The 20,405-nt window shown below is 60.5% G+C and carries 17 protein-coding genes; 8 read left to right on the forward strand and 9 right to left on the reverse strand.

Annotated elements, in window-relative coordinates; all coding sequences use genetic code 11:
• Positions 1-262: 262 nt before the first annotated feature.
• The gene (locus ACOSV0_RS35725) at positions 263-895 is read left to right on the forward strand and encodes a helix-turn-helix domain-containing protein (RefSeq protein ID WP_434112659.1); all 633 of its coding nucleotides are present in this window, start codon (positions 263-265) and stop codon (positions 893-895) included.
• A gap of 102 nt (positions 896-997) precedes the next feature.
• Here the strand turns inward: ACOSV0_RS35725 and ACOSV0_RS35730 are convergent, their stop codons facing one another.
• From ACOSV0_RS35730 to pcaQ, 4 genes are all read right to left on the reverse strand, one after another.
• Complete coding sequence (locus ACOSV0_RS35730) at positions 998-4,018, reverse strand: FAD-binding and (Fe-S)-binding domain-containing protein (RefSeq protein ID WP_434112661.1); 3,021 nt, start codon at positions 4,016-4,018, stop codon at positions 998-1,000.
• Positions 4,019-4,069: 51 nt separating this feature from the next.
• A complete protein-coding gene (locus ACOSV0_RS35735) occupies positions 4,070-5,107 on the reverse strand; it encodes a DUF1338 domain-containing protein (protein WP_434112663.1) in 1,038 nt (345 codons plus the stop codon).
• 178 nt (positions 5,108-5,285) lie between these two features.
• On the reverse strand, positions 5,286-6,413 hold the full coding sequence (locus ACOSV0_RS35740; protein WP_434112665.1) for a 4-hydroxyphenylpyruvate dioxygenase family protein: 1,128 nt from the start codon (positions 6,411-6,413) through the stop codon (positions 5,286-5,288).
• Between the two features lie 352 nt (positions 6,414-6,765).
• A complete protein-coding gene (pcaQ, locus tag ACOSV0_RS35745) occupies positions 6,766-7,764 on the reverse strand; it encodes a pca operon transcription factor PcaQ (protein WP_434112667.1) in 999 nt (332 codons plus the stop codon).
• Positions 7,765-7,871: 107 nt separating this feature from the next.
• Between pcaQ and pcaH the strand changes: the two genes are divergently transcribed.
• Together pcaH and pcaG are read left to right on the forward strand one after the other, a co-directional pair.
• The gene (gene pcaH / locus ACOSV0_RS35750) at positions 7,872-8,576 is read left to right on the forward strand and encodes a protocatechuate 3,4-dioxygenase subunit beta (RefSeq protein ID WP_434112668.1); all 705 of its coding nucleotides are present in this window, start codon (positions 7,872-7,874) and stop codon (positions 8,574-8,576) included.
• A 3-nt stretch (positions 8,577-8,579) separates the two neighbouring features.
• A complete protein-coding gene (pcaG, locus tag ACOSV0_RS35755) occupies positions 8,580-9,167 on the forward strand; it encodes a protocatechuate 3,4-dioxygenase subunit alpha (RefSeq protein WP_434112669.1) in 588 nt (195 codons plus the stop codon).
• Between the two features lie 154 nt (positions 9,168-9,321).
• Here pcaG and ACOSV0_RS35760 read toward each other — a convergent pair whose 3' ends face one another.
• Together ACOSV0_RS35760 and ACOSV0_RS35765 are read right to left on the reverse strand one after the other, a co-directional pair.
• On the reverse strand, positions 9,322-10,530 hold the full coding sequence (locus ACOSV0_RS35760) for a serine hydrolase (protein ID WP_434112671.1): 1,209 nt from the start codon (positions 10,528-10,530) through the stop codon (positions 9,322-9,324).
• Entirely contained in the window at positions 10,531-10,794 is a 264-nt protein-coding gene (locus ACOSV0_RS35765; RefSeq protein ID WP_434112673.1) for an H-NS family nucleoid-associated regulatory protein, read from the reverse strand.
• Between the two features lie 462 nt (positions 10,795-11,256).
• Between ACOSV0_RS35765 and ACOSV0_RS35770 the strand changes: the two genes are divergently transcribed.
• From ACOSV0_RS35770 to ACOSV0_RS35780, 3 genes are all read left to right on the forward strand, one after another.
• On the forward strand, positions 11,257-11,892 hold the full coding sequence (locus ACOSV0_RS35770; protein ID WP_434112675.1) for a LysE family translocator: 636 nt from the start codon (positions 11,257-11,259) through the stop codon (positions 11,890-11,892).
• Between the two features lie 304 nt (positions 11,893-12,196).
• Positions 12,197-12,400 (forward strand): cold-shock protein, encoded by a 204-nt coding sequence (locus tag ACOSV0_RS35775; protein WP_007178877.1) that lies wholly within the window; start codon positions 12,197-12,199, stop codon positions 12,398-12,400.
• Between the two features lie 290 nt (positions 12,401-12,690).
• Positions 12,691-12,915, forward strand: a complete 225-nt coding sequence (locus tag ACOSV0_RS35780) for a hypothetical protein (RefSeq protein WP_434112676.1) — start codon at positions 12,691-12,693, stop codon at positions 12,913-12,915.
• Between the two features lie 95 nt (positions 12,916-13,010).
• Here the strand turns inward: ACOSV0_RS35780 and ACOSV0_RS35785 are convergent, their stop codons facing one another.
• Positions 13,011-14,642, reverse strand: a complete 1,632-nt coding sequence (locus ACOSV0_RS35785) for an acyl-CoA synthetase (protein ID WP_434112677.1) — start codon at positions 14,640-14,642, stop codon at positions 13,011-13,013.
• A gap of 156 nt (positions 14,643-14,798) precedes the next feature.
• Between ACOSV0_RS35785 and ACOSV0_RS35790 the strand changes: the two genes are divergently transcribed.
• Complete coding sequence (locus ACOSV0_RS35790) at positions 14,799-15,545, forward strand: Crp/Fnr family transcriptional regulator (protein WP_434112679.1); 747 nt, start codon at positions 14,799-14,801, stop codon at positions 15,543-15,545.
• 257 nt (positions 15,546-15,802) lie between these two features.
• Positions 15,803-17,359: a methyl-accepting chemotaxis protein gene (locus ACOSV0_RS35795; RefSeq protein ID WP_434112681.1), complete on the forward strand. Its 1,557-nt coding sequence runs from the start codon at positions 15,803-15,805 to the stop codon at positions 17,357-17,359.
• Positions 17,360-17,364: 5 nt separating this feature from the next.
• On the opposite strand, the gene ACOSV0_RS35800 is transcribed toward ACOSV0_RS35795, so the two are convergent.
• Positions 17,365-17,718 (reverse strand): transposase, encoded by a 354-nt coding sequence (locus ACOSV0_RS35800; RefSeq protein WP_434112683.1) that lies wholly within the window; start codon positions 17,716-17,718, stop codon positions 17,365-17,367.
• A 269-nt stretch (positions 17,719-17,987) separates the two neighbouring features.
• Positions 17,988-19,130, reverse strand: a complete 1,143-nt coding sequence (locus tag ACOSV0_RS35805; RefSeq protein WP_434112685.1) for a porin — start codon at positions 19,128-19,130, stop codon at positions 17,988-17,990.
• Positions 19,131-20,405: the final 1,275 nt, after the last annotated feature.

Below are 20,405 nucleotides of genomic sequence, written 5' to 3' on the forward strand. Positions count from 1 at the left end.
TCTGGATCGTGCGATTTGCAATATGGTCGCTCAGAATGAGGACGTTGCACCTAGCCGTTCTTGCTGGATCTTCAGGCGGTGTTTCTGATATCGCCACGCGAGATTAGAACAGACCACATCAATCTCGCAGCGCCATGTTTCCGATGGGAAAGCCCCCTTGCTGATCGCCTGAACCGAGCGCTACCCAGGCCGGCCCTTCTCAAATGTTATTATCGGAAACACGACCCGCCGACCAAGGCGCGCAATCAAGCCGTTGGACCCCATGGACACTCATCTCACCAAACCCGCCGACCCATCGACAACCGACCTCGGCCGCCGCGTCCGCGCCGCCCGCCAGGCACAGGATTTGACGCTCGAAACCGCGAGCCGCCTCTGCGGCGTCTCGCGCTCGACGCTGTCGAAAGTCGAAAACGGCCTGATGTCCCCCACCTTCGACGTCCTGCAGAAAATCGTCCTCGGACTGAAGATTGAAATCGGCGAGCTGTTCGGCTCGACACCCAAAGTCAGCGCCAGCGGCCGTCGCGCACTGACCCGCAAAGACGAAGGCCAGCGCCACGCCTACCGCGGCTATCAGATGGAGCTACTCGCCACGGATCTGGCGCACAAAGCGATGTTGCCGTTCCGCATCCGCATCTCGGCGCACACACTGGACGCGTTCGATGACTGGGGCCGCCACGAAGGCGAAGAATTCCTGTACGTGATCAGCGGCAGCGTGTGCCTGTATTCCGAGTTGTACGCGCCGACGCATCTGAATGCTGGCGACAGTCTGTACTTCGACAGCCGCACCGGCCACGCCGCGGTCTCCACAAGCGAAGAAGACGCCGAAGTATTGTGGATGGCGACCAGCGTCGACGTCCCGCAAGCAGCGGCCACCGCCGAACCGGCAAAGAAATAGCCGAGGTGCGTGGACCGCGCCACAAAACCTGTCACCGCCACAGGCGAAAACCAGTGCCGACGGCAGCGCTAGTGCCACTGCGACTGCCACCGTTAAAGCGCGTTAACAACGCGCCGCCAACGCCCGCTGCGCCAGTTGCGCGATATGCATCGCGTGTTGCCCGGTGCCCTGCTCGATCTGCTCACGGCAACTGAAGCCGTTGGTCAGCACAATCGTCTCCGCGTTCGCAGCAGTGGCGGCACGCACGGCAGGAAACAGCGTGTCCTCGCCGATCTTCTCCGAGAGCGCGTGATGCGCTTCGTTAAAGCCGAACGATCCCGCCATGCCGCAGCATCCCGTATCGAGCAATGTCCACTTCACGCCGAGCTTGTTCAGCAGCGCGGTATCGCCTTGCATGCCAAAAAGCGCTTTCTGATGACAATGCCCGTGCACGATCACGTCCGCTGCAAGCGTCGGCCAATTGAACGGCTGACGGGCGACGAAATCGGAAAACAGAAAGGTTTGCGCCGACAGTTGTTTCGCTAAAGCATGACCTGGAAACTGCTTCAGCAGTTCATCCTTGAATACCGATAAGCAACCAGGCTCAAGACCGACCAACGGCACGCCAGCGGCTATATCGTCCCCGAGGTCATCGAGAATCGTGGTCAGCAACTCACGCGCACGGTCGAGCAAACCGAAGTCATACAGCGGACGTCCACAACACAAACGGTTCTTCGGCAGCACGACGTGCCAGCCCATTTGCGTCAGCACATCGGCAGCGGCCTGCGCAATCTCGGGCGTGAAGTGGTCGTTGAAGGTATCGACCCATAGGATGACTTTCCTGATCTCGTCATCAGAGCGGACAGCGCGCACAGCCTGAGGCGAGCGCCGCGCAATCTGCCGATACGTCTGCACGGAGAACTTCGGCAATTCACGCGACTGCGCCACTCCGGCAACCCACTTCCCAACCGAAGCCAGGCCCGGCGCCGACGTCATAAAATTCGTCAGCTTGGGAAACCGTGCCGCCCACGGCGCCCATTCGCCGATCCGCCCCATGAACAACGCCTGCCGCGGACGGCGATTCGTCTCGTAGTAATGCGAAAGAAATTCCGCCTTGTATGAAGCCATATCCGTATGCGTCGGGCAATCGGATTTGCAGCCCTTGCACGCGAGGCAGGTATCGAGCGCCTCTTTCACTTCGCGGCTTTGCCAGCCGCCGACGATCACGTCGCCTTGCAACATTTCCCAGAACAGATGCGCGCGGCCACGCGTCGAATATTTCTCTTCGCGTGTCGCGCGATAGCTCGGGCACATCGTGCCGCCTTCGAGCGAACGGCATTTGCCCATGCCAATGCATCGTTCGATCTCGCGCTGAAAACCGTCGCCCTCCTGGCTCGCGAACGTGAGCTTCGTTTGCAACGTCACCGGTTTGTAGGCGGGACCCATGCGCAGATTTTCATCGGCGCGATACGCATGCACCACCTTGCCGGGATTCAATCGATTGGCCGGGTCCCAGATCGCCTTGAACTGCTCCATGGCCTGCATCAGCTCAGGGCCATACATGATCGGCAGAAATTCGGCCTTGGCCTGACCATCGCCATGTTCGCCCGAAAGCGAGCCGCCGAATTCGACCACCAGTTCCGCCGCTTCGCGCAGAAACTTGCGCCACGTTGCGACGCCTTCCACGCTGCGCAAATCGAAGGTGATACGCGCATGCACGCAGCCATCGCCGAAATGGCCGTACAGGCTCGTCTCGTAGCCGTAACGATCCACCAGTGCCTGAAATGCGCGCAGATAGTCGCCGAGACGCATCGGATCAACCGCCGCGTCTTCCCAGCCGACCACCGGATCGGGCGTGCCCGACTCCACCGACAACGCCACCGCCGACGCGCCCGTCTCGCGGATCGACCACACCTTCGCCTGCAACGCGCGATCTTCAACGAGCATCGCCGATACGTTCGGCCCTGCTTCGCCCGACAAAAAATACGCCGCTGCGGTTTCCGCCTGGCGCACGGCGTCGTCTTGCGTATCCGCGCCGAATTCGAGCACGACCCAGGCGTCGCCTTCCGGCAGCAATGCGATTTCGTCCTTCTTCAAACCACGCGCCTGCAAGCCGCGGATGATCGCGCGGTCGAGTCCCTCGATCGCGATCGGCCCGCAGTGCATGAAATGCGGCACGGCGTCCGCGGCGGTATAGATATCCGCGAAGCCGACCACGACGATCACGCGTTTCGCCGGACTCTTCACGAGCCGCACTTTCGCCTGCAGCGTCACCGCGCAGGTGCCCTCGGTGCCGACCAGCGCACGCGCGACATTGAAGCCGTTTTCCGGCAGCAGTTGATCGAGATTGAAGCCCGACACGCGCCGCTTGATCTGCGGGAATTTCGCGCGGATCTGGTCCGCGTAGGTGTCGCGCAGTTGCTTGAGCGCGGCGTAGATTTCGCCCTGGCGGCCACCTGCGGCGATGATTCGTTCAAGTTCGTCGTCGGATGTCGGCCCGACCCAGAAACGCGCACCGTCGAAGGTCGCGATTTCCAGCGCCTCGACGTTTTCGACCGTCTTGCCGGCCATCACCGAATGCGCGCCGCACGAGTTGTTGGCGATCATGCCGCCGAGCGTGCAGCGGCTGTGCGTCGCGGGATCGGGCGCGAAGGTGAGACCGTGCTCTTCGGCGGCATCGCGCAAGGTATCGCAGACCACGCCCGGCTCGACGATCGCTACGCCCGCCACAGGATCGACCGACACGACGCGGTTCACATACTTGCTCGCGTCGGCCACCACCGCGACGTTCACGCACTGGCCATTCTGCGAGGTGCCGCCGCCGCGCGGGAGAAACGGCACGTCATTGCGGCGGCACGCAGCGAGCGTTTCCAGCAAATCGTCGACGTCCGCCGGCACCACCACCGCGAGCGGGACTTGCCGATAGTTCGACGCATCCGCCGCATACAGGGCTTTCGATCCCTGGTCGAAACGCACTTCGCCGCGCACGTGCCGGCGCAAATCTGCTTCGAGCGCGTGCATGACGGCAGCGGTACCCGAAAAGGGCGTGGCGGCGACGCGCGGTGCCATCGACATCCTATCCGCTGCACCGCTCTGCGAGGCACTCACGCCTTCTTGCGGCGCTTCATCCAATGACGTTCCCACTGCTCCCTCACGTCTCATGTCCAACGCCCGCGCGACGACCTAAGCTGCACATCACGCAGCCTGGTTCGCGGTCATCTTGAAGATGCCCTGCGCGTTGCCCGCGTCGAAACGCAGGTCCGTTTCCCAGCGGCGCGTATCCTGATCGAAAGTCCGCTTGCGCGTGATGAACTCGTAGAACGAGCCCGGCACGTCGCGCGTCACGGTGCTGCCGTCGGCCGCACGGAATTCGCGCCGCACGATATCCGCGCGATACGCGGTCTGAAATACGCGGCCCGAACGCGAGCGCTCTACTTCCGGCTTCATCGGACGACCTTTCGCCTTTTCGTCGTCGGCAAGTTTGAATACGTCGGCGACGCGATCGGTGGCGTGATTGAAGGCGTTGCCTTCGGTCGCGATCCACGCCATTTCCGCCGACTCTTTCAACAATACTTCGTAATCGGTTTCGCGTGGCGTCTCGTGCTGACGCGCGAACGCGCCGACGATCACCGGCAGCAAGGCATGTGCCGCCTCGAGCGGCAACACGCCGTCACGTTCGAGTTCCCACAGCTGGCCGACGGCTTGCGGCGTCAATGGATCGCGCGAGTCGCCGATCACGTTCGTCACCGCCTGCTGGAATTCCGCCGAGAAACGCTCCGGGTGCAATTCGCTGAGGAAGAACTGCGCGATCTCGTCAGGGGCATCGTCGTGCGCCCAGGCGCGGCCGGTCATGCCGAGACGATCAAGCGGATAACGTCCGTTGATGCTGAAACCGAGCGGACGCAAGATGCGTGAGAAAGCGGCTTCGCCCGGTGGCAACGCACCGCTCTCTGCCCAGCGCACCGTACGCAGTGCGCCGTGGTCGAAATAGACGCTGCCGCCGGCGGCGATCGTCTCCTCGGTGTACTGGCGGCCATTCGCCGAGCGCGCCAGAAGGCCTTCGAATAGCACCATGTTCAGCGCCTGGGCCAGTTCAGCACGTGTGACGGCGCCGTCTTCCCATTCGTTGAGGATCTGCGGATGGTTTAGCGTGGCGAAGAGTCTCGCGGTTTTCTCGGCGCCAAGCAGTTTCAGCAGGAGTTGTTCGACATTCGCATTTTTGATGTTTCGCATATTGATTCCCGGCGGAGTGCGGTGAACGCGCGTTCGTGTGTTTGAAGACAGCCTGCCGGCCAGGCTTCAAGACGCAAGCGCGATATCGTTGGATACACGATTATTCAAATCCGCCGCGCCGCCGTAAAGCGAGATTAAATCGCCACTTGATGCGTTTTTGGAATTAACGTGCGAACGTTCAAGATTCTGCGCGCGCCTGCGCCAGCGCGCTCAAATTGCCTTCGCCAAACCCGTGATGCCCTTGCCGCTGCACGATTTCAAAGAAGATCTCGCCGGCGCCCCGACGTACAAAGGTCTGAAAGAACAGCAGCGGCACGCCGTCGGCGCCGATCTCGCCATCCACCAGAACATGCGTGCGCTTGAGCCGCTCGACATCGAGACCATGCCCTGGCAAGCGCGCATCGAGTTGCGCGTAATAACGCGGCGGTGGCTCGACGAATTCGACGCCGTTCGCCAGAAGTTGCTCGACGCACGCAAAGATGTCGTCGGTGGCGAGCGCGATGTGCTGCACGCCTTCGCCCGGATGATCCGGCAGGTACTCGTGCATCAGATTCGTGCGGCGCGTGCCTTCTTCATACAAAGGCACGCGGATCGCGCCGCACGGCGACACCATCACGCGCGATTCCGCCGACACATGCCAGTTCGCGTGCAGTTCGTGAATCTCCCGGAAGTTGAGCAGGTCGCGATAGAAATCGAGCCATTCCTGCATCCGGCCCTCCCCGACCGTTTGCGTCAGATGATCGACTGCGACGAGCCCGGTGCCCACGTGACTCAGATCGGCGTGCGCGGTATCGATCTCGATCGGACGGAAGTCGATGTCGAAGATCGAGATGTCGCCAAGGCCGCCACGCTGACCGCCGCGGCCGCGCCAACGGTCGACGAAATAGATGTGCGAGTCGCCAATGCCCTGGATCGCCGGAATCAGCAGTTCGCCCGCGCCGAGGCGTTCGCCTTCGAACGCCCATGCGCCGAGTTCGATCGCGCGGTCGAAGGCGCGCTGCGCGTTGGCTACGCGAATGCCGATCGCGCAAATGCCCGCGCCATATTCTTCGGCGTAGCGCTCGGCGAACGAATCCGGCTCGGCGTTGATCAGGAAATGCATCTCGCCCTGGCGATACAGCGTGACGTCTTTGCTGATATGGCGCGCAATCGCCTTGAAGCCGAGTTTCGTGAAGGTCTCGCCGAGTGCCTTCGGCTCGCGCGAGGCGAACTCCACGAATTCGAGGCCGGCGGTGCCGAGCGGATTGTGCTCAGGCGCCGACACGGCGCGCAGCGCGGCGTCCGGAGTGGGCAAGTCGCTGGGCATGGCAATCTCCTTGTACAGTCGTTCGTACGCTGTTGCGGGTGTTCGTGATGTTTCTGCTGTTTGGCGCAGGCCGTCAATTGTCCGCAGTGTGACACCGCGTGCGTGGTGTGTCGCAGCAATGCTGCGTGCGACGGCTTTTGCACCGTGTTTGTACACCGGGTAGCCGGGCGTTCGCAACCTTCATTTTGTACTGAATGGTTCACGCGTGGTGGATCGGGCCGCTGCGTGCGTTTGCTGCGCTTTGTGCTTCTGTCGCTGCTCCCGCCTCTCCTGCTTCTCCTGCTTCTCCTGCTTCTCTCGCGGCTGCCCTGGTTCTGGTGGTTCTTGTTTTGCCTTTGCCTGGCGGCGTGCGTCAGGTTTGGGGCGTGCCGCCGCGGCTGCGCTTCGACGCCCGTTTCGCCGCCGGCTTGCCAGCGGCAGCCGCCATGCGTTGCTGCGCGACCTCGCGCACGGCGTCGATAAACGCTCGCCCCACCGGCGACGGCTGCGTGTCCGAGCGCCGGATCAGCCCCACAGGCTCGCCGGTGCCAGCGAACGGCAAGGGCAAACGCACCAGCATGCCGTGCGCCAGTTCATATTCGACAGCGCTCAGCGGCACGAACCACACCGCGTCGTTCTCGAGCGTCAACGCGCGCCCCGTCGACACCGACAGCACCTCGACAAACCCAGACAACGGCGGCACGCCCCACGCGCTCAACAGGCTCTCGGCCGATTGCCGGATCAGCGTGCCGAACGGCGGCAACACAACCGGAAAATCTTCCAGCGACGTCGCCGGCAAACCCGCCCCTCGCGCCAAAGGATGCCCCGCCCGCACCACGGCAATCAACGGCTCGCTGAAAAGCTGCTCGAAACTCAGCCCGACCATCCGTTCCGGATCCGCCAGACGCCCGATCGCGAATTCGATCGTGCCGGCCTTCAGCCGTTCGAGCAATTCGGGGTTGGCACCGGTGGCGAGGCGCACGATCACGCGCGGCCAAAGCGGGGCGAACAGCTTCAGCACCGGCGGCACCAGTGCAGCCGCGACGGTCGGCAGAATGCCGATTTCCAGCGTGGCCGCCGCCGCGCCTTCCGAGTGCGCCAGCAAATCGACGCCCTGGCGCAACGCGCTGACGCAGGCGCTCGCATGCGGCATGAAGAGCTGTCCCTCGCGGGTCGGCACGGCGCCGTGGCGGCCGCGCTCGAACAACTTCACGCCGAGAATCGCCTCCAGTTCCGCGACCGTCTTGGAGACCGCGGGCTGTGTGATGGACAAACTCTCGGCGGCCCGCTGCACGCCGCCGAACTGGGCGACAGCCAGAAAGCACTGGAGATGACGGAATTTGACGCGGCTGTCCGCGAGGCTGCGTTGCATAACGACAGGTTATACGAAATGAGCGAAAACGTCATTTTGCATAACCTCTCAGGTTAGATAAAGTCGCTCCATAAAGCCGTATCCCACAATTCTCGAAGGAGACACTGATGGACGAGTCCTTTCTCACCGCGCGCGACTTCGCGTCGCACCCCGCTTATATCTATCCCGGCTACGGCTCCTCGGTCAAACGCGGCCCGACACGTCCGCTGATTCCGCTGAAAGAAAAGCTGCGCGATCAACGCGTACCGGTCTACGGCACCGAGGATCTCGGCGCGCTCGATCACGATCTGACGCGCAATGCGGTGCGCAACGGCGAACCGCTCGGCGAGCGCATCATCGTGACGGGCCGTGTGCTCGATGAAGGCGGCCGTCCGGTGCGCAATACGCTGGTCGAGATCTGGCAAGCGAACGCTGCCGGCCGCTATGTGCACAAGAACGACCAGCACGACGCGCCGCTCGACCCGAACTTTCTCGGCGCCGGCCGCTGTATTACCGACAACGAAGGCCGCTACCGCTTTCTGACGATCAAACCGGGCGCTTATCCTTGGGGCAATCACCCGAACGCATGGCGTCCGAACCATATTCATTTCTCGCTGTTCGGCGACCATTTCGGCTCGCGCCTCGTCACGCAGATGTACTTCCCCGGCGACCCGCTGCTGGCCTTCGATCCGATCTTCCAGGGCACGCCTGAACACGCCCGCGACCGCCTGATTGCAAACTTCTCGCTCGATACGACGCAAGAGGCCTATGCGCTCGGCTACGACTTCGACATCGTGCTGCGCGGCCGCAACGAAACCCCGATGGAGCGCTAAGCCATGACGACCCTCAAGCAAACGCCTTCGCAAACGGTTGGACCGTACTTCGCCTACGGTCTGTGCCCGCAGCAATACGACTTCGATTTCAAGAGCCTGTTTACGCCGGTTCTGGCTGAGCGCGAAGCGGCCGGCGAGCACATCACGATCGTCGGCCAACTGTTCGACGGCGACGGCAAGGTGGTCGGCGACGCCATGCTGGAAGTGTCGCAAGTGGATGCGCAAGGCCACTATCCGGAATCACGCGAGGAAATCCTGAAGACGGGTTTCCGTGGCTTCGCCCGCGTCGGTACGGGGACGGACCCGCAGAAGCGCTTTGTCGTCGAAACGGTGAAACCGGGCCGCGCAAACCCGGACGAAGCGCCGCATCTGAATGTGATCGTGACCATGCGCGGCATGCTGCTGCACACCTTCACACGCATCTATTTCGAAGACGAAGCCGAGGCTAACGCTCAGGATCCTGTGCTGGCAGCGGTTCCAGCGGACCGGCGCGGCACGCTGATCGCACGCCGCGACCCGAATACGGCCAATGTGTACCGGTTCGATATCTATATGCAGGGTGACAAGGAAACCGTGTTTTTCGACCTGTGATGCGGATTTTCTATACTTTCATCTAGCTTTCACATACACTGAAGATGATCCGTCTAGCGACTGGATCGCGAAACTCCGAGTAGTTAAGCCCGCCCCGCGCGGGCTTTTTTTTCGTTTCTGCGTTGTTTCCGCTGCGTCTGTACAGCAACGCCGTTCACTTCAGGGAACACCGCAACCAGCGGCTAATCCTCACCACGTCGGCGATATGGTCCCGCGCGCCTGGCGCGCCCAACACGACGATATCGACCGGCCGGCCATGCACCAGCATGCGCACGACGACGCAATGTCCGGCTTCATTGATAAAGCCCGTCTTCTGCAGCACGATCGACCGATCGCCACCTCTCACCAGCGCATTCGAATTGTGATAACTCAACCGCGCCCGGCCGCTGCCCGGCGCGACAACCTGCGCAGAGTCGGTCGAATAAGCCTTGATCAGCGGATACCGGCTCGCAGCCGCAACCAGCAACGACAAATCCCGCGCGGTAGAAACGTTCCGCGGCGACAACCCCGTGCCATTGACGAACGACGTATGCCGCATTCCGAGTGCGCGCGCCTTCGCATTCATCGCTGCAACAAAACCCGGCCGCCCACCCGCGTAGTCGCGGCTGAGTGCTGCGGCGGCGCGATTCTCAGATGACATCAGCGCAATGTGCAGCATGTCATGACGCGACAATCTCGACCCGACACTCAACCGGGAGCCGGTGAACTTGTCGAAATCCTGATCCTGAACAGTGACGTTGAGCGGTGCATTCAGGGCATGCTTTGCATCGAGCGACACCACGGCGGTCATCAGTTTGGATATCGAAGCAATCGGCAGGACTCGATCAGCCTGCTTTTCAGTGAGCACGGTATGCGTTCGCTCGTCGACGACATAAACGGCTTTGGCACGGAGCAATGCGCGCGATTTAGGCGTATAGCCGCAACGCGCCAATAGACGAAGCGATGAATGCAAAGATGAACGGGACCCCGCTGTGGGCTGCGCACGGCGCTCCGCTGCCAGCCCCACGGGACGCCTCGCGCCGCGCGGTTCTCGCGCATTGCGCGCAGCCTGCCGGCGCTGTTTTGCAGTGAGCTTGCTGATATGCATCGGCTGCTCTGCAGTCGCCACCTGCTTTCGCTTGTGCGCGACACGCCGCCGTGCCTTGCCGGCGGTTTGCCTGTTCGCTTTGCCTGGCGTTTTCGCTTTTGCTTTGGACGTGTGCCTGGTGGGTGGCGTAACGTGCCGGCTCATGCGGGCGGACGGATGGCGCACAGGCTCATGGGCCGCACCGAACGACCAGCCGATATTCAGCCACACCAATCCGAACAACACGATGTAGCGGAGCCACGCAGGAGAACGATTGGCGGAGGAAACTGAAGTCACTTAACAGCGGAAATGGTCGATGTTCTGTCCAGCGTAAATCGCGCGCGCGAGCCAGTCCGGTTTGTCGCCGTGGCCGTCCCACGTATTACCGTAGGCGTCGCGATACATCACGGCCCGGATCGCGGTCTTGTCGGCCTCGATCGATTCGGCGAGCGCTTCCATTGTGATGCCGTATTCGTCCATGCGCCGGCGGATCCACACGATCAGGCGCTCACGCGCATTCCCGTCGAGGTCGAACAGCCGTTGTTCTTCTCGCTCTTTCATAACGTACCGGTTTCGCGGCTGATAACGCGCGCGTTCGAAAAATAAAGGCTTCGCTAAACAACGCGAAGCCTATGCGTGAATCAGATGGCTTGAGTGCAAATCGAACTCACGATGCCTCTCCCGATGCATGACAACTCGCATCTGGAATTCATGTCCAATAAATCCTGGATTGAGGGGAATTCGACGGCAAACGGTTCGGATCGCGCCCGTGATTGGCCTCGGTGTTCCAAGGCTGCTTCAGCGTATGGAAAGTGATTCTAGCATCCAATTTCCGCTGCCTGCAGCAACTGATCGCCTCCTGCGACGATCAGCTTTCCTTGTCATTCCGATTGCATTCGGCATGGGTCTATTCGATTCTTGCCGGTTCTTACCGGTTCTATTGGTACGGGTCGAAAAACAAATTACCGTCCGCTCATGCTATGTTTCAGTGATCCGCATCGCCGCCTCAGGAGACACACAAAAATGCCCGCTTCGACCGCCATCGTCACAATCCTGGCCGCACTGCTACTCGGTGCGATGAGCCCTGGACCCAGCTTCGTCATCGTTGCCCGCAATGCGATTGGACTTTCCCGTAGTGACGGTCTCGCGACAGCCGCAGGCATGGGAATAGGCGGCGTGTTCTTCAGCGGCATCGCCCTGCTCGGTCTGTACACTGTGCTGGCGACGGTGGAATGGCTGTACGTTGGCCTGAAAGTAGCCGGTGGCCTTTATCTGATCTACCTTGCGTCGAAGATCTGGCGCGGTGCGGCCAAACCGCTCGCGTTCGATGCAACGCAAGCCGCCACCGCCAATGTGCGCAAGTCCTTCTGGGTCGGATTGAGCACGCAACTCAGCAATCCGAAGACCGCGGTCTACTACGGCAGTATCTTCGCGGCCTTGCTTCCGCAACATCCGCCGCTGTGGTGCTACTTTGCGTTGCCCCCTGCGATCTTCGCCATTGAAGCCGGCTGGTACACGGTGGTCGCGATGTGCTTTTCGAGCAAGCGGCCGCGCGAAGTCTATCTGCAGTGGAAGGCCTGGATCGATCGCGTCGCCGCGAGCGCCGTTGCCGCGCTCGGACTGCGCCTGATCCTGACGGCACATAAAGTGGGCATCTGAAGACGCTGAAATCCCGCTTGAACGGCTTGTTGTGCCACCCAGCACGGTACGGACACGGCAAGCCGACAACGAGGGCCGCATCGTCACGCGCCCAGGCTGAGCAATTCAGGCGTGACAAAACAGTTACAAGATAAGTGTTGACGCTTACAGGCCCGGCGGTTACTGTGGCGTCCGAAGTTCAAGAAGTTCGATTGCTGTTCATCAATGTCTCGCTCCTCAGCGGTATTCGTTGTCCTCTCCCTCCTTGACGCTTCCCGCGCTCCTCAACAGAGCAAATTTTTCTATTCTTACTCAAGGATTCTTTATGGATACCGGTACCGTTAAGTGGTTCAACGACAGCAAAGGCTTTGGCTTCATCACCCCGGACAAGGGCGGCGACGACCTGTTCGCGCACTTCTCCGAAATCAGCGGCGACGGCTTCAAGACGCTGGCTGAAAATCAGAAGGTGAGCTTCGAAACGAAGCAAGGCCCGAAGGGTCTGCAAGCGGCTAACATCAAGCCGATGTAAGTTTGAAGGGCTCGGTGTCCGGCAACGGACATCGGGCTGCAGCGACATCCTCGCGGAGCTTTGTCTCCCACAGTTGGCGCGATCGCTTTTAGCTGCATGTGTTTTTCAGCAGCAAGCCCTAAGCGCCAAACGCCTCGTTGCACCTCATTCTCCCCCTCTGGCTTTAACGCCCTTTTTAGCTTTCCGACTGCGTTTGGATTCGGCTCGCAATGGCTTGAATCAGCTCGTCCACGTGACCCGTATAACGGCTCGCACGGCAGGCGCGCACTCGAACATTATTAAAATATAAAATGCAAAACAAACATATTCATCATTACAACGGCTATGCCGTCAAACCCTCGGCGCATCGCTTGCCCGACGGTAGCTTTTCATCCAACCTGTTGCTCGAACGCGCTGACAGCGCGCGTACCGAAGGGCGCTACCAGTTCTATTCGCTCGACTACTTCACGAACGAAGAACAGGCACTGCAGCACTCGGCACGCTGGGCACACCACTGGGTCGACACGCGCGGTTAAGCGCGAGTCACCCCTGATGCGCGCGGGAACACCGCGCTTGCATCGTTCAACACGACATGGCGCGTCATGAGGCGCGCCAGACCATTGCGCGCGGTCTATTCGGTTTCTTCCGCCTTGATCCGCGCGCGCAGTTCGAACTTCTGAATTTTTCCCGTCGACGTCTTCGGCAATTCGCCGAAGCGCACCGCTTTCGGCAACTTGTATCCCGCAAGAAACAGCCGGCAGTGCGCAATGATCTCTTCGGCGCTCACCTGAGCGCCTTCCTTGAGTTCGACGAAGGCGCACGGTACCTCGCCCCACTTCGGATCGGCCATCGCCACCACGGCGGCAACCGACACCGCGGGATGACGGTACAACGTGTCTTCGACTTCGATGCTCGAGATGTTCTCGCCGCCTGAAATGATGATGTCCTTGCTGCGATCGCGGATGCGGACATAACCGTCAGGCATCCGCACACCCAGGTCTCCCGTGTGGAACCAGCCGCCGCGGAAGGTCGCTTCCGTGGCGCGCTCGTTCTTCAGATATCCCTTCATGCAGATATTGCCGCGGAACATGATCTCGCCGAGCGTTTCGCCGTCGTCAGGCACGGGGGCGAGCGTGTCCGGGTCGAGCACCGCTATCGCTGCCTGCAGGTGGTAACGCACACCTTGCCGCGCGTTCATTTCTGCGCGTGCGTTGTCGTCAAGCGTTTCCCATTCCTCCTGTTTTGCGCAGACAGCGGCCGGGCCGTAGGTCTCGGTCAATCCATATACGTGCGTCAGATCGAAGCCAATCTCCTTCATCTTGGCGATCACGGCCGGCGCGGGCGCCGCGCCGGCCACCATCGTCGACACGCGATGCGTGATGCCGTCACGCCACTCGGCGGGTGCATTCGCGAGCGCGCTTTGCACGATCGGCGCGCCGCAATAATGCGTGATGCCTTCGCGGCGAATCAGTTCGAACACCGTCTTCGCGTCGAATTTTCGCAGACAGACGTTGACGCCGGCACGCGCGGCAACGGTCCATGGGAAACACCAGCCGTTGCAGTGAAAAAGCGGCAAGGTCCACAGGTAGACCGCATGCTTGGGCATATCCCATTCGAGGATATTGCTGAGCGCATTCAGATAGGCACCGCGATGGTGGTAGGCCACGCCCTTCGGATCGCCGGTCGTGCCCGAGGTGTAGTTGAGCGCGATAGCGTCCCACTCGTCAGCCGGCAAAGTCCAGGCGAATTCGGGATCGCCGGTTTGCAGGAACGCTTCGTAGTCGGTTGCGCGGATGAACTTGCCGGCGTCGGCGGGCATCGCGTCCGCTACGCTGATCACGCGCAACTCGGGGAATTCCAGCGCCGCGCGGTGCGCCAATTCGCTGTACTCCGTATCGACGATCAACGCCTTCGCCTCGCCATGACGCAACATGAAGAGCAGCGACGGCACGTCGAGGCGCGTATTCAGCGTATTGAGCACGGCCCCGGCCATCGGCACGCCGAAATGCGCTTCTATCATCGGAGGAATATTCGGCAGCAGCGCGGCAACCGTGTCGCCACGTTCGATACCGGCCTGCCGCAACGCGCTGGCCAGACGCCGCGCGCGCTCGTAGGTTTCGCGCCAGTTGCGGCGAATCTCCCCATGGACGACCGCCAGCCGCTCACCGTAGACTTCCGCTGCGCGCACGATGAAATCGATGGGCGTCAGTGGGACATAGTTGGCCTCGCGCCGCTGGAGGCCTTCTTCGAACATATGCTTCATCGCCTGTCTCCTGAGGCGCTGCCTGCGCCGTCGGTTTTTTGATTGGTAAGCTAGCCTAGCAACTGTCATGGTGAACTGTCTGTCATTCAAATGACAGAGTGGCGCGCCCTGACGCTTCTCAACCGACTCCACCCGCATACCCCACGCCGGCCGCTTATGGATGACGCTCCGTTCACCGCCCGCCCAGACGTCGGCTCGCACCGGCCGGAACGGGTTCCGCGCACCGATCTGCCGCGGCTGTTCGGCACCTGCGCCTGGTTCAGGGCGCTCGCCGCCGAGCATCAGGCCATGGTCCTCGCCAGCGCGCACGCGGAGCGTCTGGAAGGCGGCGCGTGGATCGCGCGCCGCCAGGAGCCGTCGGATTACTGGATCGGCGTCCATTCCGGCCTTATCAAACTTGCCATCTACAACGCCTCTGGACGGAGTTGCACCCTCTCCGGCGTGCCGCCCGGCGGCTGGTTCGGCGAAGGCAGTGTCATCAAGCGCGAATTGCGCAAGTACGACGTCGCCGCGATTCAACCTTCGCTCGTGATGTTCGTGCCATCGGAGACTTTTCATGCGCTGCTCGACTCGAGTCTGCCGTTCACCGGTTTTGTGATCCGGCAGTTGAACAACCGCATGGGTGAATTCATCGCGTCGATCCAGAATAGCCGGTTGCTGGACGTCGACGCACGCGTCGCCCAGTCGCTCGCACAACTGTTCAATCCCGACCTCTATCCCGACACCGGACGGACGCTGGCCATTTCGCAGGAAGAAGTCGGCCTGCTCGCGGGCGTGTCGCGGCAACGGATCAACCAGGCACTGCAAAACCTCGAAAAGCTGCAGATTTTGCGCCTCTCGTACAACCAGATCGACGTGCTGGACCTCGAACGTCTGTGCGCGTTTGGTCAGGAACAGATCTAGCACCAACGCGTGCACCGGGGCCCTGCTTCAGCCCGGCCGCGGCTTCCTGTGAGTTGCTACGGGTTTGGCTCCACTTTCCTCGATTTTCCTCGACGTTCCCCGCTTTTCATCAACCGCTTCAGAGCGGACGTTCGCGTTCCAGGCCGGAATTTCGGATACCCGAATAAAGAATCCGCAGCCACAGCCGTTATGCCGACTATGCAACGTAGATTGCAGATCCTCCCTATTCCGAGTTCAACGTATTGTCGAAACCGATAATGAACCGTCTGACACTAAAACAGAAATTGTGGGTGCCGATACTGCTCTGCTGGGTAGCGCTCCTGATCGTTACCGTTGTGAACGCATTCGATGCGAGAAACGCCCAAATGGACGCACGGCGCGCGGATCTAGCCGACGTCACCGACATGGCGGTATCGATCGTCGCGGATTATGCGAAACAGGCGGACACGGGCAAGCTTTCGGTCGACGAGGCCAAACAACAGGCCATTGCCCGCGTCAATGCGCAACGCTACGGCGCGTCGGGCTACGTGACGATCGTGCGCAGCGATTCGGTCATGGTGGCTCATCCGATCAGCCCGAAGCTGAACGGCAAGGACATGAGCAGTTTCCGCGACGCCAAGGGCAACGCGCTGTATCACGACATCGCACAGGCAGGCGGCTCGGCGGCCGGCGCGGGCTATCTGCGCTACTGGTGGCCGAAACCCGGCGAGACGGCGCCGAGCGAAAAAATCGGCTATGTGAAGCGCTTCGGCCCGTGGGGCTGGGACTTTATCGCCGGCGCCTATATGGACGACATCCAGGCGCAGTTCTACGCAACCCTCGAGCGTTCTGCCGGCATGCTGGTGCTATTGGGCGTGCTGGTGTCGTTCGTGGCCTCGCGCGTGGTGCGCAACGTATCGCGCTCAATCGGTGGTGAGCCCTCTACAGCGGCGGCGATTGCAATGCAGATCGCTCGCGGCGATCTTGGCACTCACATCGACTTGCGTCATGGCGACAACTCAAGCCTGCTGTTCTCGCTGCGCGAGATGCGCAACCAACTTGCCGCGACCATCGCGCGGATCAAGACATCCGCCGAGACGATCACGATCGCCTCGAAAGAGATTGCCGCGGGCAACCTGGATCTGTCGAGCCGTACCGAAGAACAGGCGGCTTCGTTGCAGCAAACCGCCGCCAGCATGGACGAGCTCACCAAGACCGTCACGCAGAACGCCGACAACGCAGCGACCGCGTCGGAGCTCGCGGCGGACGCATCGAACATCGCCGCGCGCGGCGGCCAGGTGGTCAACGACGTCGTCGAGAAAATGGCTGGCATCACCGATAGTTCGCACAAGATCGGCGAGATCATCAGCGTGATCGAAGGTATCGCGTTCCAGACCAATATCCTGGCGCTGAATGCCGCGGTGGAAGCCGCGCGCGCCGGTGAAGAGGGTCGTGGCTTCGCGGTCGTCGCGGGCGAGGTGCGCAATCTCGCGCAGCGCAGCGCGACGGCGGCCAAGGAGATCAAGGTGCTGATCAATCAGTCCGTCACGCAGGTCGGCGAAGGCTCGGTGCTGGCAGGCACGGCCGGCAGCACGATCGGCGAGGTGGTCGACGCCGTGCGTCGCGTGACTGCAATCATGAACGAGATCTCCGCGGCCTCGAAAGAGCAGAGCTCGGGTATCGGCGAAGTCAATCTGGCGATCCGCCAGATGGACGACGTGACGCAGCGCAATGCCGCGTTAGTCGAGCAGGCAGCGGCTGCGGCAGGTTCACTCGATGAGCAGACCGAACGTCTGCGAAATGCGGTTGCAGTGTTCAAGGTCGAACAACACTGAGCCTGCTATGCAGTGCGCGGACCGCTCCTGCGAGTGACAGGCCGCGCCAGCATGGCATCGGTGTCGAACAGCGCAAAAGCGATATTGGCCAGCACGCCCGAATTCTTCCAGCGCAGATAGTAGCGATGCGCAGTCTGATAAGGCGCATACCGGTCAGGCATCGCGTGCCACGGTTTGCCCGTGTGCAGCACCCAGAGCACGCTGTTCACCACGCAACGGATGTCGATGCTGGGGCGGCCGCGCCGAGGCCCGTGGTCTTTCATTTCGGGCAGAAGCGGCACGATGCGATGCCATTGCTCGTCGGTGAGATCCTGAATGGCTGGCGAGCGAGCCAGTGGGTTTGAAGCGGGAGTATTCATGCAGTAGGAACGCGCAGCTGCAGCACACGTGCTAGCGTCACCGCGAAAAATAGTGTCTATAACTTAACCGTTTCAGACTACCCCAAGCTCGCTTTCGCGAAAGTCAATTATTGTCAGGCTCGTGTGCGCAATTGTCAGGAATCGCGGCACGTTTTCGTACACAGGGATTAGTGCGCGATGAAGGCGGCGGTCTGCTATCCGCGCGCTCATAAAAAAAGGTGCCGCGAACGGCACCTTTTTCAACAACTACAACTAGCTTCTGCTGAAGCTTAGAAGCGGTGACGCAGACCGATCGTAGCAGCCGTCTGGTTCTTCGACGACGACGGCAGTTGCGAATTGTCGCCGCTGTAAATCGAAGCGACACCGCCGTCGCCCATTGCGTGCTGGTACACGGCTTGAGCGTAGACGTCCGTACGACGCGACAGCGCGTAGTCGGCTTGCACGCCGATCTGGTGGTAACGGGTCTTCATGTCGTTACCGTCAGCATTGACGCCATAACCACGTGCGTCCGTGAACGTGTAAGCAACGCCCAGGCCGAGAGCCGGCGTCAGGTTGTACTTGGCGTTGACTTCGTAGTTGTTCGAACGGCCTTGACGTTGGCCCACAGCTGCGCCGACGAGGTTGTCCACACGCGATTGCGTGAATGCCGCACCGACAGTAGCCGGGCCGAACGAGTACGAAGCAGCTGCGCCGAACTCACGTTGACGGAAGTTGCCGGTCATGACGCCGGACGTGTTCGCCAGTACGCCATCCGAAGAACCGCTGGCGTTTGCAGCCGGGTTGTTCTGCTGTGCGTAAGCAGCGCCCAAACGCAGGCCTTGGAACTGGTATGCAGCACCAACGCTGTATTCGCGGTTGTTTGCGAATGCGCCAGCCTGGTTCGAGAAGCCGTACGTGCCGCCGAACGTAAAGCCAGCGTAGTTAGCGCTCGAGTACTTGATCGAGTTGTTGACCGACAGGCCGCCGTTCGTGCTCAGGTTGTCGTTGTTGAACGGGTGCGCGAAGTACGTACCGCCCCAGCTGCCCGTTGCGGTCAGCGGTGCCAGGTAGTCTTGTGCTGCGTCATATTGACGACCCAGCGTGACCGTACCGAATTGCGCGCTCGACAGACCGACGAACGCTTGACGGTTGAACATGCCATTGTTGTTAGCGAACTTGCCGTTGTTGATGTTGAAGCCGCTTTCCAACGTGAAGATTGCCTTCAGACCGCCGCCCAGATCTTCCGAACCACGCAGACCGAACATGCTTTGGTTGATGCCGCCGCTACCTTCTGCCCACTTTGCATTGTGGTTGACATTGCTGGTGTACGTCAGGCCCGCGTCGAGCAGACCATACAGGGTCACGCTGCTTTGTGCGTGAGCGACGGAAGCGAACGATGCGGCAACCGCAACAACGATAAGACTCTTTTTCATGCGTGGGACTCCAGTTCGATAAATTTACGCGGGGAGCGGGACCTGCCTCAGCAGCGCAACCATCATTCGCTGCCACCCGTTTGCCGAACCGTTTCCGGATCAGCTGGGCACCCTTTAAACGAAGCGTGAGTGTAGGGGGACACCCTGGTAGCGACGTCCGCAATTTACACAACAGGATTTTTCAGAATCCGCAACAATCAAATCGTGATCGGCATTAAGTCTTTGTTTTTCAGACATTTATCGTGAAATCACGACTCCGTCACATCCACGCTGGACAAAAGTTATTTGCAACATCTCAATATTAAAGTTGTGTGTATGCAACAGCATTTAATATGAATGACGTAATCGGGTCGGAACGTTTGAAAACTGAGATACATCTGATTGCCCGGAAATCAGGCAATTGAAATAGGTTCAATTCCACGCGATGTAAATTTATTTAAGAAAAGTGGGAACTTAATTGATTTAATGCAGTCGTCTATTTTGCGAGGCGCGAATGGCTCTTCGCTCAGCGAATCTCCGCATTAGCTATGAATTAAAAATGGCGACGAATTGCCGCATGGCTTTATCCGGAGAACACGGTGAACAGGATTGGATGCAGTGCTTAGCCCGATGCCGGCCCCAACTCTTATCTTCTTGATCTTGACCGCCGCCACGCGCTCCCGGTCGACGTGCTTCGCACCGTTGCAGACAACATGGCCTGATGAATCAGCCAACAAAAAACCGCCGTCAGGCGGTTTATGAATTCTTGTTAGAGCATTGCCGGCAGAGCGCTTGTTCTACAGAGCCCGTCCCACGGAGAAAGTGAAGCTTCAGCACGGGCGTTGCCCGGAGGTGAGCTGCGGCGCCGACCGCCGCGTGACAAAGACCCGTGCTGAAAGCGGACGGCATAGATCGAACCGCCTTCCGTATTTATTTAACGGCACAGCCGTGCGCTTTTTTACACGGAGTTTCCCTACTTCCTGGTCGCCACCTCGATGGCGCATCGCGCGAAACCGACGCAGCGTCGACAGCCGGCACTCACTGTCCGCTGCACTTCAGGAGCGCGCGTTACTCGCTCATAATTCAAATTCATCTGAACGGCGGAAGAAGGCGATTAGATCGTGAGAATTTTGCCGCGATGCCGAATGAAACGAATCGCGAAAGTGCCGTGGAGAGGAAATGCAACGCTTAATACGCGCGATCGAGCCAAAGAAGATGGATTGAGAACATCCTCCAAGCCGCCCGAGACTGCGGCCAGCGTCTTTCCAGCAAACTGAGCCGAATTCAACTCGACCA

Origin of the sequence: Paraburkholderia caffeinilytica, from assembly GCF_051027425.1 — a bacterium.
GTDB classification, from domain to species: domain Bacteria; phylum Pseudomonadota; class Gammaproteobacteria; order Burkholderiales; family Burkholderiaceae; genus Paraburkholderia; species Paraburkholderia caffeinilytica_A.